Origin of the sequence: Pleomorphovibrio marinus, from assembly GCF_003347495.1 — a bacterium.
Classification (GTDB): Bacteria; Bacteroidota; Bacteroidia; order Cytophagales; family Cyclobacteriaceae; genus Pleomorphovibrio; species Pleomorphovibrio marinus.
Window position 1 is genome coordinate 273,586 of the sequence record NZ_QCXY01000007.1, and the last position, 14,961, is coordinate 288,546.

Here is a 14,961-nt window from a genome sequence, read left to right on the forward strand (position 1 = left end):
TGAATGTATGAGAAAAGAATTACTCCTATGCTGTCTTCTATTGATTAGCTATCCAATTTTAGCACAACAAGAAACAGTAACCGGAAAAGTCAGTTCTGCGCAGGATAATGAATTATTGCCTGGTGTAAACGTAATGGTGAAAGGTACCAATAGAGGTACTATCACAGACATTGATGGTGAATACCGTATAGATGTCCCTGTGGATGGTATTTTGGTATTTAGTTTTATTGGTTTTGAACAACAGGAAGTCCCCGTTGGGGGGCGGTCTGTGGTTGATGTCCAATTGAAGGAGGACTTGGGCCGTTTGGACGAGGTAGTGGTGGTAGGATACGGATCAAAGGTGAAAAGAGACATTACTGGTGCCGTTTCTTCGGTGAAATCGGAGGACCTGGAAAAGGTGCCTTTGCCTTCTTTTGACCAAGCCCTACAAGGGCAGGCGGCGGGTGTCAATGTTTCTTCAAGTAATGGTGTCCCTGGGGCACCCACCCGAGTGATGATACGTGGAACAAATTCCATTTCCAGTGGTACGGAGCCACTTTGGGTAATTGATGGGATGATATTGAGTAACCAAGGGGGTGGGGAAATCTCAGGCTTTGCAAGGTCCAATCACGGTACTACTCCACTTAATCCCTTGGCCACCTTAAACCCAAATGACATTGAGTCCATAGAAGTGCTAAAAGATGCTTCCGCTACCGCAATTTACGGGTCTAGAGGTGCCAACGGGGTCATAATTGTAACTACTAAATCGGGAAAGGGAACAGGCGGCATAGATGTCAATATGACCTATGGGGTCAGTGAAGTGGTCAGAGGCCCAATGCAAATTGGATTTACAAATGGGTCAAACTGGTTGTCATTGGTGGATCAAGCCAGGGATAATAGTGGCCTTTTTCCATTTGACCCTAATGCTATTTTAAACGATGCAAGGGATCCCAACGCAGTTTTGACTAGGGATCAATTAGCGGATATCAACTGGTTTGACGAGGTCTTAAGGCAGGGAAGCTTTATGGATGTGGGGGTATCCACTTCCAAGGCCGGAGATGGAATAAAGTATTTTCTATCGGCCAATTATAGGAATGATCAAGGTATACAAACAGGAAGCCAATTGGAACGTTACTCCACCCGGGCAAATGTAGATTTTGAACCGGTCAAAAACCTGGAAATAGGAACCAGGATCACCTTAAGTTATACCAAACAAAAAAGGCCTCCAAATGGCGGAGCACCCGGAGGAAACACCAATATGGCAACAGGCGGGTACAACATGGCAATTTCTGGAGCCTTGCCCATATTGCCCATACATCATCCTACCGTAAGCGTGGATGGAAGACCTATATTATTTGATCCCTTTTCCGGCAGAAACCTCAGAGCCACCGTTAACAGGGACAACTATTTAAACGATGTGGACACCTACCGTGCGTTAGGGGGATTATTTGCGGAATACAAACTACCTTTTCTCGAGGGACTATCTGTAAGAACTGAACTATCTGCCGACTTGCTGCATACCAGCAATGTGGAGTGGGGAAATACGGTGATTAGAGAGAGGAGTCCCTATGCCTTTGACTTTTCCTCGACCTTTAACCGATTAAATTACAACCTATATGCCACTTATAACAGGGAGTTTGCTGATATTCATCATATTAACTTTGTGGTGGGAACAGAAAGTACGACCCAACAGCAGCGCACAAGGAATATCGAGGCACAAGACATATTCGGTGTAATGCCAGAGGTGGGAACACCCGGTGACATCATGAGGGTAAGTGCCGGACTAGGTGGTGAGATTTATTTCCGGGGCTTGTTCAGCAGGCTGGATTATAAGTTAAAGGACAGGTACTTACTTGGTTTTAGTGCCAGAAGGGACGGTTCCTCGGTGTTTATGCCGGAAAATAGATGGGGAAACTTTGTGGCAGTTTCTGGAGGATGGATCATCTCTGAAGAGGATTTTATGCAAGGAGTAGCGGGTATGGATTTGCTGAAGTTAAGAGGAAGTTTCGGGCAAACGGGAAACTCTGCTATTAACCCTTTCGCCACAATGACCACCTATGCGGGCTGGGGCAGGTACGGGGATACTGGTGCAGGGGATCTCCTCGATAATATAGGAAACCAAGGGCTTACTTGGGAAACAACCGATGCATTCGACCTTGGAGTGGATTTTGAGCTTGTTAACAATAGGGTAAGTGGTAGTATCGGTTACTACAGACAAGATGCTTCCGACTTGTTGTTGCGGGTCGAAGTTCCTCAATCATCAGGAATATTCGCCAATCAACCACGAATTTGGGCGAACGTAGGAGACCTAAGGAATTACGGTTGGGAATTCGAAATTAGCACAGTTAATATCGACAGGAATAATTTTAGATGGAATACCAGTTTTAATTTCACCACAAACCGCAACGAGGTAACGCGGCTGACAGGTGGACAAGGAGAAGAAATTTATAATGTACAACAGAGTCCACATGTTTCGAGAGTTGGCGACAGACTAGGTTTTTTTAGATTGGCTGAGTATGCGGGCTTACATCCTGAGGGGGGGTATGAAATGATTTATGAAATGGATAGGGATCATTTTACCGAAACGGGCGAAAGAAGGAGAACCGGAAACACTATACCTGCTACAAGAGCTAATCTAGCCAATCATTTGTTCGATTTCGAGGAGAAATCTGGTTTGCCCACTTACTTTGGCGGACTAACCAATAACTTTAGTTATCGAGGATTTGAGCTGACGCTTCAATTTACCTTCCAAGGAGGTAATTATATCTATGATGTGAGTGAGAGAAATACATCTTATATAGGTACAGGTGGAAACGTATTGAGGGAAAGTCTAATGGGTAATACTTGGACTGAAGCAAATAGGGATGCAGATTGGCCAAAGCTGGTTTGGAACCACAGGTACGATGTTATCAATGAAGACGGAAGTGTTTCGGAGAATGTAAGGTTTGACAATAACAGGGCAGCAGAGGTTCATGACAGGTTTTTGCAGCGGGGTGACTTCTTGAGGCTAAGAACATTGCAGATAGCCTACAATTTGTCCCCTGAATTATTGAGTAGATTAGGGCTCAAAAATGCCAGAATCTTTGCTTCAGCAACTAACCTGTGGACTTTAACGGGATACGAAGGCTTCGACCCTGAGGTGGTACAACTGGGAGATGCCCAATTAAGGAATCTAGGCCAGGGTTGGGTAGGAGCACAGCTGCCCCAATTGAGGAGCTATAACTTTGGTCTAAACTTGTCATTTTAATCGCCATACAACATGAAAAAATTAGCAATTATCATAACATTGGCAATCTTTACAATGACAGGTTGTCAAGACGAGGCTTTTTTCGAGCTTAAGAGACCTGTTCAGCCCCCTTGGTTGACCCTGGATGATTTCGAAAAAGCTCCTATTGGTGCTTACTATGGGCTTTCCGGGAATGGAGGGTTCAGGTCCATCTTTGCGGCAGGAAGAATTGCGGGAGAAGTTTATGCAGATGGGGTTAATTTAGCACCCATAACAGATGGTTTTAACACTGACGGAGATGTGGAAGATATGTATGACAGAATCGGAGAGTTTCAGATTTCAGTATTTGACAATGCCGTATTCAACAGTGGCTATTTTGCCATAGGTTTTGCAAATGGTGCTTTGGATTTCATTGAGGAGAATGACGGGGACCCTTTCCCGCTGGCCAATAGGCCCGATGAAATAGACAGGATAAAAGGTGAGTTGTTGTTTGTACGTGCCTATGCGTATTATTGGCTGGTTCGTGCCTATTGTCCTGCCTATCCCAATGACCAACCTAGGCTTCCTTTCAGGACCTCTCAGGCAAGGGATTTTGATGAAGCATTGACCTCTCCTTTAGCATCTACAAACGATATATATGCCCTTATGGAGAGTGATTTAAGAGAAGCCGTTGCCATATTGCCAGAGGCCTATGACGGTTCCTTACACCCTCCAGGTTATGCAGATGGCCGGGCTACAAAGTTTGCTGCTGCCGCTTTACTCGCAAAGGTACTCTTTCATAAAGGAGATCATCAGGGTGCTTTGGAACCATTGAATATGGTGATTGACCAAAACAATGGGTTATTTGACCTATCTGAAGACCCCATAGAGGCCTTTAACAAAACTGGGGTAAATCGTGGTAACGAGGTGATCTGGTATTATACCTTATGGGCAGGAGATGGTTTGGGAGGCCCGAGTAACTGGAAACACCCAGGACGCTTTGAATGGTATAGTGCCAGCAATAGGTTTGCCGGTGGCCCGGCCAATAACCAAGGAAGGTTTATCCATAGTAGTGAATCTTTCCTCAGAGATGTAGGATGGAAAGACGAAAATGGAACTGTCACGCAGGAGGCACTTGACGACAAGCGGTTCAACCAACTTTTCGTTTGGTTGACCCCTGCGGGTTCTGGAATCAATTTAGCTCCCAATGTTTATCCTGAGCCCAATGACAACTTCAGGACCACCACCGATTTCGTATGGGGCGATAAATACTACAGGGCAGGGGACAGAATCACTAATTTGCCAATACTTCGGCTAGCGGACATGTACTTGCTTAGGTCCATCATTCGCGCTCAATCAGGTGATACACAAGGTTCCCTTTTGGATTTAAACATGGTAAGAAATAGGGCCGGCCTTTCAGATTTTAATGGCGGTGGCAACGAATTGATAGAGGCTATACATTTGGAAAGATTCAAAGAAATGGCATTTGAGGGAGACAGGTTGTATTACCTTCAAGGACTTCAAATGGATATTCCTGCCGGAGATAGGGGAGGTGCAGCTGTGCCCTACAATGGTGAGTTTTATTCAGAAATCCCAGATTACGAAAGAAACGTGAACCTGGGATATCAGTAAGTGCACAATCATTAAGAATAAATGCCAAACCTTGTTCTGAAAAGCGTTAAGCATTTTCGAACAAGGTTTGGTTTTTAAGCGGAATGTGAAATCGAGCCTGCTTGGACGGCAGTCAGGCATGACGAAAACGTCACACACTGGGGTGCCCCGGACTACCTGTCTGACGGTTTTAAACCGTCTGACAGGTGTAGCTGCTGAAAAGAAATTATAAACAGATGAAATCGAGCCTGTCCTGACGGCAGTCAGGGCATGACACAAGCGACATGCCGAGGGGTGATTATAAATTGCGAGATTCCATCTGGCCTTTAAAAATCAAATTATAATCAGATTAATTATTGCTTTACACCTTTTAGCTAAAGCAAGTAATATATTGTATATTACCTTTGGTGTTTGCCTTGAATAAATAACTATGAGGAGTTGTAAAACCTTAATCCAAGTGCTGCTTTTTTTGCCTTTTTTGGTGGTTTTTTACGCCTGCAATAGGGGTAGCAGCGAAGGGGAAGCAATGAAGCAAGAAGTCAATGAGACAAAACAGGAATCAGCAAAAAAACCACTTTTCAAGAAAATTAAGCCTGAGCATACCAAAGTCAATTTCAAAAATGAAATCCAGGAAACACCCTATCGCAATATATTAGCGTACCAATATTATTACAATGGAGGGGGGGTGGCCATAGGAGACATTAACAATGATGGGTTACCCGATATTTTTTTTACCGGAAATACGGTTCCAAACCGGCTCTACCTGAATAAGGGCAGCCTGGAGTTTGAGGATGTGACTGAGGGATCTGGAATAGTAGCCCCTTCCGGCCCCGGCTGGTGTACAGGTACTACAATGGTGGATATCAACCACGATGGGTGGTTGGATATTTACGTTTGTCGTTCTGGGAATCTTGAACCTCAAAACCGGACAAACCTGCTCTATGTGAATAACGGTGACGGTACATTTACCGAGAAAGCCAAGGAATTTGGACTAGATGATCCCGGATATTCTATTCAAGCAGTATTTTTCGATTATGATAAAGATGGGGACCTGGACATGTTTTTAATCAATCATGGGTTGGAATACGACGGCCATCCGCCTGTGCATGCCTCCAGTAAAAGGGATCCCTATGTGGGGGACAAACTTTATCGGAATGACAATGGAAAATTTGTGGACGTGAGTGAAACTGCGGGAATAATTGGAACAAAAGAAGGATATGGACTTGGCGTAGCTGTTGGGGACTTAAATAACAATGGATGGGAGGACATTTACGTAAGCAATGATTTTTTTGAACACGACTATCTCTACCTGAATAATGGAGACGGGACATTTAAGGAATCCATGAAAGCTACTTCAAAGCAAATGTCTTTTTTCGGTATGGGGGTGGATATCGCCGATTACAACAATGATGGCTGGCAAGATGTGCTGGTTTTGGATATGGCAATTGAAGACCACGTCCGACAAAAAACCAACCTGGCGGGGATTTCAAGGTCTCAATTTTGGCAATTTGTGGATAAGGGATACCACTACCAATATATGTTCAATTCCCTTCAGCTAAACAACGGTATGAATGCCGATGGAGAACTCAGTTTCAGTAATGTGGCCAGGATGGCGGGGGTTTTTCAGACGGATTGGAGCTGGGCTCCGCTTTTTGCCGATTTTGATAATGATGGTTGGAAAGATTTATTCATCAGCAATGGCCTCAGAAAGGATGTCATGAACAACGACTTTATTGCTGGATTGAAAAAAGACAAGGAGGAAGTTAACGCTGCTTTCACGGAGTTTAGCACTGAGGCCAGTTATCAGCTCCTTCAAAGTATCCCCTCTCAAAAAGTCAGCAATTATGCCTACAGAAACAACAAGGATTTAACCTTTGAGGATGTTACGGATCATTGGGGACTAAAGGATTTGACTTTTTCTAATGGTGCCGCTTATGCAGACTTGGACAATGATGGTGACCTGGACCTTGTGGTAAACAATATTGATGATTGGGCGAGCATTTATGAAAACCAATCTGATCAAAATGGCAACAACTACCTGAGGTTAAAACTCAATGGCCCATCCACCAACCCTCAAGGCCATGGTACAAAAGTATTTATTTTTAAGGATGGAAATCTTCAGTTCCAACAATTTAACCCCACTAGGGGCTATCAGTCATCTGTCGAACCCATTGTTCATTTTGGAGTGGGAGAACATCGTCAGTTGGACAGTATAAGGATTGAATGGTATGACAATAAGGTTTATGTCCTTGAAAATGTCCCTACCAACATGACCATTCAGGTGGATTACCGAATGAGTATGAATGAGGATTCAACAAGAGAATTCCCTACAACCAATTGGTTTTCAGAACTAAATACTGAAAAGGCTAAAGGTGATTTGAAATTGCATTTCAAGCATCAGGAAAGTGATTTTTCGGATTTTGCAGCACAAAATTTAATCCCCAGGAAATATTCAACAGAAGGGCCTGTGGTCATCACTGCGGATGTGAACGGTAATGGTTTGGATGATCTCTTTTTCGGAGGAGCAAGGGGGCAAGCTTCTGAATTATGGCTGCAAAACCAAAACGGCCAATTTTTCAAGGCCCACAACCAACCCTGGGAACAAGACAGTGAATGTGAAGATGTAAATGCCCTGTTTTTTGATATGGATGGAGATGGTGACCTGGATCTTTATGTGGTGAGTGGCAGTAACGAATTTGAAAAGGGTTCCCCCTGGCTGCAAGACCGGATTTATAAGAATGATGGAAAAGGTAATTTTTCCAAAACGGAAGAGGTATTACCGGATTTTCCTGGTAATACCAGCATAGTCACCGCGGGTGACTTTGACGGGGATGGGGATCTGGACCTTTTTGTAGGCGGTGGAGTAGTCCCAGGAAAGTATCCTGCTTTCGAAAGGAGTTTTCTGTTGTTGAATGAAGCAGGAAAATTTAAAGATGTGACAGAAAAAATGGCGCCTGAACTCATTAATCCCGGTATTGTAAGTGACGCAATATGGACAGATTACAATCAGGATGGAAACCTCGGTCTGCTGATAGTGGGAGAGTGGATGCCCATCCGTTTTTTTACTTTTCAAAATGGAAGCATCCAGCCAGATACAGGCGTTAACGTCCATGTAGAAGGAGAAATGCTTTCTGATTTGTCTCTTACATCAGGTTGGTGGAATTGTATCACACCCGTATTGGACGAAAAGCAATCGATCATGGGGTATATGCTCGGAAATATGGGTTTAAACTATCGATTTCGGCCTACTAAGAAATACCCCTTGGAAATTTTTGCCGGAGATTTTGAAGGATTAGGCACACAAAACCTCATTTTGGGGTATTATTTTAAGGGAAGTCTGTATCCAACCCACGGAAGAGAGGATATATCCAGTGCTATGCCCGCAATAAATCGAAATTTTATTGATTATGCCTCTTATGCGAAGGCTAAAGTGAACGATATTCTCAGCGTTTTTCCAAATCCGCCTTCCCTTCATTTTAAAGCTCACATGTTTGAACATGTGTTTTTGCAAGTTGCTGAAGACGGAACTTTTTCCATGGTACCATTACCTATGGATGCACAAAGATCATCGGTGAAGGATATTCTGGCTAGGGACATTGACGGGGACGGTAAACAAGAAGTAGTGCTTGTCGGAAACTTTTATGGAATTGAAACAAAAACACCCAGAGACGATGCCGGCATAGGTTCTGTTTTGAAATTTGAAGAAAATGGGGAATGGAATGCTATTCCAATGCATGAAAGTGGTTTTTTTGCACCGAATGAGGCAAGAAAAGTGACCTATTTCGAAACCAAGAACAGCAGGTATTTAATCATAGGCAATAACAATGAAAACATTCAAATATTTAGTATTGAATCAGCTCAATAATTCACTTTGGGGCACAGTCATCCTTTGGTCTTTTGCCTTCCACCTTTGCAGTTTAAATGCATATGGCCAGAAGATCTTTAACGTAAAGGATTATGGTGCTACCGGGAAAAACAAAAGAGAAGTTGTCACCAGTCCTATTCAGGCAACTATAGATGAATGCCACTCAGCAGGAGGTGGAACGGTTTATTTTCCCCCTGGGGAATATCTTTCCGGTACCCTAGTCCTCAAGAGTAATGTGAACTTCCACTTAGATAACGGAGCGGTTCTATATGCCAGCCAGGATGAAGAGGATTATCAAGTGCCTTTCGACATCTATAAGCATAACAATCCAAACCAACCTGTCCTCTTGTATGCAGAAGATGCAAAGCATATTTCCATTACTGGAAAAGGCACCATACATGGCCAAGCCAGGAGGTTTTATGAGGATCTAAGGGATGTAGATGGCTTTATAGAAAAAGAAACTGAAAATGCCAGACAATCCGGAGTGGAAATGAAAAAGTATTACAAAATCCCTCCCTTTGTTTCCTTGATCTATTTGGTTTCCTGTGAGCATGTTGAGATATCGGACATTCGTGTGATTGAATCGGTGGATTGGTCGGTACATGTCCAATGGAGTGAAAATGTAACTATTCGCAACTGCTATATTTATACCAGCTTGGAGGCTGGGGTAAATGCCGACGGGCTTGATATAGACGGGTGTAAAAATGTGACTATTTCGGATTGTATCATAGAGACTGGAGACGATGCCATAGTGCTGAAGTCCACCCTTACTAAGAATAGGTCTGAGGACTGCGAAAATATCACCGTGACCAATTCCGTACTGACCTCTACTTCTGCTGCACTTAAGATCGGTACGGAAACCTATGGGGATTTCAGAAATATTGTTTTTTCCAATTGTGTGATAAAAGACAGCAATAGGGGTTTCAGCATAGTGGTTAGGGATGGAGGAACCGTTCAGGACGTTTTGGTGTCCAATATTACCATGGAATTAAACAGAAAAGCCTTTTATTATTGGGGAGATGCAGATCCCATCTGGTTGGTAATCAAGAAGAGAAGTGAAAACTCAAAAGTGGGGGAGATAAAAAATATCTCCTTTGACCACATTATAGCACACGGACAAGGCACGAGCAAGTTAGAAGGTTATCAAGGAAGCAAGCTTAAAAACATTACTTTGAATAACGTTCAGTTGTTTATGCATCCCGAAGCTACTAAAGATAAAAGGGCCAACCATGCCCTAATAGCGAGTAAGGTGGAAAGTTTACATGTAGATGGTTTACGGATCTACTGGGATGAAGAGCAGGTTGAGCCCTCTTGGGGAAGCGCCATGATGCTGGAAAACGTCGATTACCTAACTTTGGACAATTTCTACGGGCGACAAGGGATCAAAGAAAGCACATCTCCAGTGATCATTTTGGATAATGTAGGGAAAGGAATAGTGAGAAATGTAGAACCTGAAGCTCAGACCGGAACGTTGATCCTAGTGAAAAACAGTAAGAAGGAAGATTTTAGGTTCATTGATTTGGATAGTTTTGGCCAGGCCACAGAAAAGGTTGCTATGGAATAAGAAAATTATATGTATCGGAAATCCTTTGATTAACCCCCTTAAGCATGACGAACAGGAGGAATTTTATTCGAAATATTACCTCTTTAGCAGCCTCTGTTATATTTTTACCTTATTGTAAGGCTTCGGATAAGGAGAGGTCAGGAGTAATGGAGGGTGAGGAGTGGAAGGATGATAAGGGTAAGCGATTGAACGGGACAGGCACCTATGTCCTCACTGAAGATCTTGAGAAAACAACACAGGATTCCATCGAAAAACACAGGATGGGGGATTTTATTATCCGCCTTTGTGATGCAGATGATCAACCACTGATTGGTGTCGATGCCCTTATCGAACTAATTGAACACGAATTTGATTGGGGTATATCGAGTGCAGGCTCTATTTGTGACACAAATCCAAAAGCAGTATTGCAGGCCGCACATATTCGGGAATTGTTTAACTGCACCACTGCAAAATGTTATTGGGATGAAGGCTGGCACCAGCCAATTGAAAAAATCGAGGGGAAACGAATCAGGGATAAATTCGTGGATGAAATCAATTGGGGACTGGCAAACGGGTTAAGGGTGAAAGGGCACCCATTAGTTTGGACCGTGAGAAAAGCCATACCCACATGGATGGACAAATACAGTTATTCTGAGCAAATGCGTTTTTTGGAAGAGCATGTCAGGGATCTAATCCGAACAGGGGGGCATGGGGTAGGGCAATGGGATTTGTGTAATGAAATGCTATGGGAACCCTCCTTGCGGAATCTCTCCGAAAGAAATTGGCCCCATATTGAAACCATTGATGAAATATTGACCTATCTAGAGCCTGCGGTACATTGGGCAAAGGAAGAAAACCCTTATGCCATCTATGCACTGAATGATTATGGATTGGTAAAGACCAATGCCCCGGGTGTTACCTCAGCTCAGCAAAGGCAACGGTATGTGGCGCTGATCAAAGAAATGAGACGAAGGGGTTGTGCCCCAGATGCACTAGGAACCCAATGCCATGTGGCAGGATGGTACACTGCCGAAGAGTTTGTACAAATGTTGGATGAGTTGTCGGAGGCAGGATTACCTATTCAAGTAACAGAATTTTGGGCAAAGCTAAAGGATTATCCGTTTGATAAAGACCCGGATGGAGAACATGCTGAGGGGGATTTGATCCGTTATGTCACGATGATTTATACCTTGGCTTTTGCACATCCACAAGTGTCGCATTTTACCTATTGGGGAGGAGGGGATTGGTTTGATGGCTATGGGGAGCCCAATCAGCTGTACCATGCCATACGCCAATTGATCAGAAACGAATGGTTTACCAAGAAAACCATAACCAGTAATTCCGAAGGAGAATTGAAAATCAAGGCCTTTTATGGAAATTATTGGATAAGCTTAAGGGATAAACAGGGGAATCATTATTCCCAGACCATACATCTTGCAAAAGGATCGGGAGGTGTTGTTAAAGTAAATCTTCCTATCCATCGTTAGACACTTCCTAATTGGGATAGATTCAAATATCAAAGAAAATAATAATACCTATGGGTAAACCCCATTATTTAAGATGGGATTTCCTTGATTATTCGTAACCCGCAGATAATCAAATGATAAAGTAAAATATTTTTTTAAAAACCCCTAAAAAGGCCCGTTTGGGCTTGTTTCCGGAGTTTTAGGTGTGTGTTTTTGAAGCTACGAAACTCAAATACAATAAAAAATACTCCTCCACTCCGCATTTTCCAAGTCTTTCAGGAATATACTCCAAAATGGTACATTTTCAAGAATAAAGGGGATGTTCGCTCCCGAGAATCGGGACAGGCTCTGATGTTTCTCAAGTCCTATTTTGACCTCAGAGACAAAAAACTGATGGAGCGTTTCAATATCGACTTGGGCATACTGCTTTTTTGCGGCAAGCTCCTGAAGGAAAACCAGGGGATAAGGGAGTACCCCTGAATTCCTGGAAGGGGGGTCATTGACAACACCCATGTGCTTTTCCTGCCTGCCGCAGGCAGGGATGCCTCTTATTATGAAAGCTAGTGTTGGCCTAACTTATTTCAGCAGAAGTCATGTAGGCTTTAATTATCACTGCTTAAATGTAAGTTATGGGGGATACCTTAATATCCCCCGTGGTACTTCTAAACATCTTGTTTTAAATGGTTATAATATGCGATGATCCTGAGTAAATCCCCGCGTCTATCCTGGGATAGTCCATATTTCCTCATAAACAGGCGAATTTCAGGAGACTTATCATCCATCAGCTCCAAGAGGTCTCGCTTCTTTTGATTAAATGCAAGAATTTGTTGGCCAGTTAAAAAATAGAAGTTAAATGCCAGTCTGTTTTGCCCGGGAATGGGTGGTCCCCACATAGGACCCATATGCATTCCTGCCCATGCCATATTGTTCATCCCCCGAGCATCTATGGTTATGTATTCTCTGCACAATAAGGTCATATCCTCACCTTCAAACAACAATTCAAAGAAGGTAGGCACCTTATATTCAGAATGAGAAGAATAAGGAAGACTGTAAAAAACCCTTACCCCCCCTAGTTGCTGATCAAATATCTCAACGTGATGTACAGATACTGCACTAAACGTTTTGACGGTCTTCTTTTGTACCTTCACCAAGTTATTTTCCAGATCGTATTTAATCATGCCTTCTATAACTTCTCCATCGGCCAAGTAAACTTTTCCGCTATGCCATAATTGAGAAGGAAAACTATGAGCATTGGCTCCATACGCATAAAACAATAAACAAATCAAAAACAGATAGCTTCGTTTTTCCATGATAATAGTTTGGTTTGGTTTTCATTTTTCCATTACGTAAAAAATTTTGTTTTGGTTGGTTGAATGAACGCTAAAATTACATGCGGCTATTAAAAATATTGCACTCAACAGGATCTCGAGTGCAGGCTCTATTTGTGACACAAATCCAAAAGCAGTATTTCAGGCCGCCCATATTCGGGAAATGTTTAACTGCACCATCGCAAAATGTTATTGGGATGAAGGCTGGCACCAGCCAATTGAAAAAATCGAGGGGAAACGAATCAGGGATAAATTTGTGGATGAAATCAATCTACTACCTTGGCTTTTGCACATCCACAGGTGTCGCATTTTACCTATTGGGGAGGAGGGGATTGGTTTGATGGCAATGGGGAGCCCAATCAGCTATACCATGCCATGCGCCAATTGATCAGAAACGATTGGTTTACCAAGAAAACCATAACCAGTAATTCCGAATGAGAATTGAAAATCAAGGCCTTTTTATGGAAATTATTGGATAAGCTTAAGGGATAAACAGGGGAATTCTTATTCCCAGACCATAAATCTTGCAAAAGGATCAGGTGGTGTTGTTAACGTAAATCTTCCTATCCATCGTTAGCCACTTCCGTATTGGGATAATTTCAACTATCAAAAAAGATAAAAATACCTATGGGTAATACCCAAATATTTAAAATAATACATGAAAAGCCAACCACACTTCTACAGGAAGCAGTGATTGGTTACATCAACTACTTTCCCTCACTATCAAGGTAGGTTTTACGATTTCTAGTTTGGGAATGCACTTTTCTTGATCACCTGAAATGATTTCTAATAGGGTGTTTGCCGCCATTTCCCCCATTTCAAAGGAGGGTTGGGCCATGGTGGTGATGGAGGGACTGATATACCTGCCTGTCACATCGTCACCGAACCCAACTATTGCCAGTTCCTCTGGCACTTTTATCTGCATACGCTGAGCTGCATTTAAGGCCCCAATGGCCAGAATGTCCGCAAAACAGAACAGGGCATCCGGTTTCGTTTTTTGATTCCACAGCTCCCTAAACGCCTTTCCGGCAATTTCATAAGAAAAATCCTCCAACTCGACTTCAAATCCCTCCAAGTTATTGGTTTGCAAAGCTTTTCTGTATCCCCCTAATCTTTCTTGACAAACGCCAAGGGTAAGGGGACCACCCATATAGGCGATTCTTCTTCTGCCCTTACTGACCAAGTGATTTACGATTTCCATTGCCCCTGCAAAGTCGTCTGTCTGAATTTTACTGGTTGTGATCTCCTGGCATACCCTTTCAAAAAGTAACAGGGGAATACCCCTATTCATAACATCCTTAAGATGGTTGTAGTCTGAGGTTTCCTTGGAGAGCGCTAGGATAATCCCGTCCACACGGCTGTTGGCCAGGGTTTCCACAATTTCCACCTCCTTTTGGAATGACTCCCCCGACTGGAAAATCATCACTTTATAGCCCTCTTGGTAGGCCACTTTTTCTATGCCTGCGATGGAATTGGACCAGAAAAAACGGTTGATGGTGGGCACCACCACACCTAGTATTCTGGATTTTTTACTGCTAAGGCTGCTTGCTAGTAGGTTGGGATGATAATCCAGTTCCTTGGCCATTTTCAAGACAGCCTGTTTGGTTTCCTTTTTGATTTCAGGTGAGTTTCTCAATGCCCGGGAGACCGTGGCGACAGAAACGTTTAACTTTTCAGCAATGTCTTTTATGGTGATAGGCTTTTTCAAAAGAACTTTGGGTTTTTGTTTTCCTTTTTTTCCATTTGCAATTTAAAACAATTCTATACCCTTTCTTCATATTCAGTTTCGTTTCCCCAATTTCAAGGAAATAAAGTTATTGTCAATTTCTTATAAGAGTAGGATTGTTTTTGAGGATTTATTAAATGTAAACGTTTCCGTAAACGGTTGCGGTATAAAATTTCAATAAACATCCTTTGAAGGAGTTTATATTCCTTTTCTTATGGTAATTTTGGTTGTAAATACT

Annotated in this window: 9 protein-coding genes; 6 read left to right on the forward strand and 3 right to left on the reverse strand. The window is 42.8% G+C overall.

The annotated features are described in order from the left end of the window. Positions 1-7: 7 nt before the first annotated feature. From DB520_RS17715 to DB520_RS17735, 5 genes are all read left to right on the forward strand, one after another. Positions 8-3,226, forward strand: coding sequence for a SusC/RagA family TonB-linked outer membrane protein (locus DB520_RS17715; RefSeq protein ID WP_114751100.1), 3,219 nt, complete (start codon positions 8-10; stop codon positions 3,224-3,226). 12 nt (positions 3,227-3,238) lie between these two features. Continuing rightward, positions 3,239-4,816 (forward strand): RagB/SusD family nutrient uptake outer membrane protein, encoded by a 1,578-nt coding sequence (locus DB520_RS17720; protein WP_114751101.1) that lies wholly within the window; start codon positions 3,239-3,241, stop codon positions 4,814-4,816. 409 nt (positions 4,817-5,225) lie between these two features. After that, positions 5,226-8,660, forward strand: coding sequence for a CRTAC1 family protein (locus tag DB520_RS17725; RefSeq protein ID WP_114751102.1), 3,435 nt, complete (start codon positions 5,226-5,228; stop codon positions 8,658-8,660). Continuing rightward, positions 8,620-10,224: a glycoside hydrolase family 28 protein gene (locus DB520_RS17730; protein WP_114751103.1), complete on the forward strand. Its 1,605-nt coding sequence runs from the start codon at positions 8,620-8,622 to the stop codon at positions 10,222-10,224. Before DB520_RS17725 ends, DB520_RS17730 begins: the two co-directional genes overlap by 41 nt. Before the next feature lie 44 nt (positions 10,225-10,268). Next, entirely contained in the window at positions 10,269-11,690 is a 1,422-nt protein-coding gene (locus DB520_RS17735; RefSeq protein ID WP_114751104.1) for an endo-1,4-beta-xylanase, read from the forward strand. A 207-nt stretch (positions 11,691-11,897) separates the two neighbouring features. On the opposite strand, the gene DB520_RS17740 is transcribed toward DB520_RS17735, so the two are convergent. Beyond that, complete coding sequence (locus DB520_RS17740; protein ID WP_114751105.1) at positions 11,898-12,182, reverse strand: hypothetical protein; 285 nt, start codon at positions 12,180-12,182, stop codon at positions 11,898-11,900. Positions 12,183-12,331: 149 nt separating this feature from the next. Next, positions 12,332-12,979 (reverse strand): hypothetical protein, encoded by a 648-nt coding sequence (locus DB520_RS17745; RefSeq protein WP_114751106.1) that lies wholly within the window; start codon positions 12,977-12,979, stop codon positions 12,332-12,334. A gap of 297 nt (positions 12,980-13,276) precedes the next feature. Between DB520_RS17745 and DB520_RS26770 the strand changes: the two genes are divergently transcribed. Continuing rightward, positions 13,277-13,435, forward strand: a complete 159-nt coding sequence (locus tag DB520_RS26770) for a hypothetical protein (RefSeq protein WP_157972153.1) — start codon at positions 13,277-13,279, stop codon at positions 13,433-13,435. Between the two features lie 265 nt (positions 13,436-13,700). Here DB520_RS26770 and DB520_RS17750 read toward each other — a convergent pair whose 3' ends face one another. After that, on the reverse strand, positions 13,701-14,705 hold the full coding sequence (locus tag DB520_RS17750; protein ID WP_114751107.1) for a LacI family DNA-binding transcriptional regulator: 1,005 nt from the start codon (positions 14,703-14,705) through the stop codon (positions 13,701-13,703). Positions 14,706-14,961 lie beyond the last annotated feature (256 nt).

Coding starts and splice junctions, on each gene's coding strand:
- DB520_RS17715 (WP_114751100.1), top strand. CDS start 8: ATGAGAAAAGAATTACTCCTATGCTGTCTTCTATTGATTAGCTATCCA.
- DB520_RS17720 (WP_114751101.1), top strand. CDS start 3,239: ATGAAAAAATTAGCAATTATCATAACATTGGCAATCTTTACAATGACA.
- DB520_RS17725 (WP_114751102.1), top strand. CDS start 5,226: ATGAGGAGTTGTAAAACCTTAATCCAAGTGCTGCTTTTTTTGCCTTTT.
- DB520_RS17730 (WP_114751103.1), top strand. CDS start 8,620: ATGAAAACATTCAAATATTTAGTATTGAATCAGCTCAATAATTCACTT.
- DB520_RS17735 (WP_114751104.1), top strand. CDS start 10,269: ATGACGAACAGGAGGAATTTTATTCGAAATATTACCTCTTTAGCAGCC.
- DB520_RS17740 (WP_114751105.1), bottom strand. CDS start 12,182: ATGGGTGTTGTCAATGACCCCCCTTCCAGGAATTCAGGGGTACTCCCT.
- DB520_RS17745 (WP_114751106.1), bottom strand. CDS start 12,979: ATGGAAAAACGAAGCTATCTGTTTTTGATTTGTTTATTGTTTTATGCG.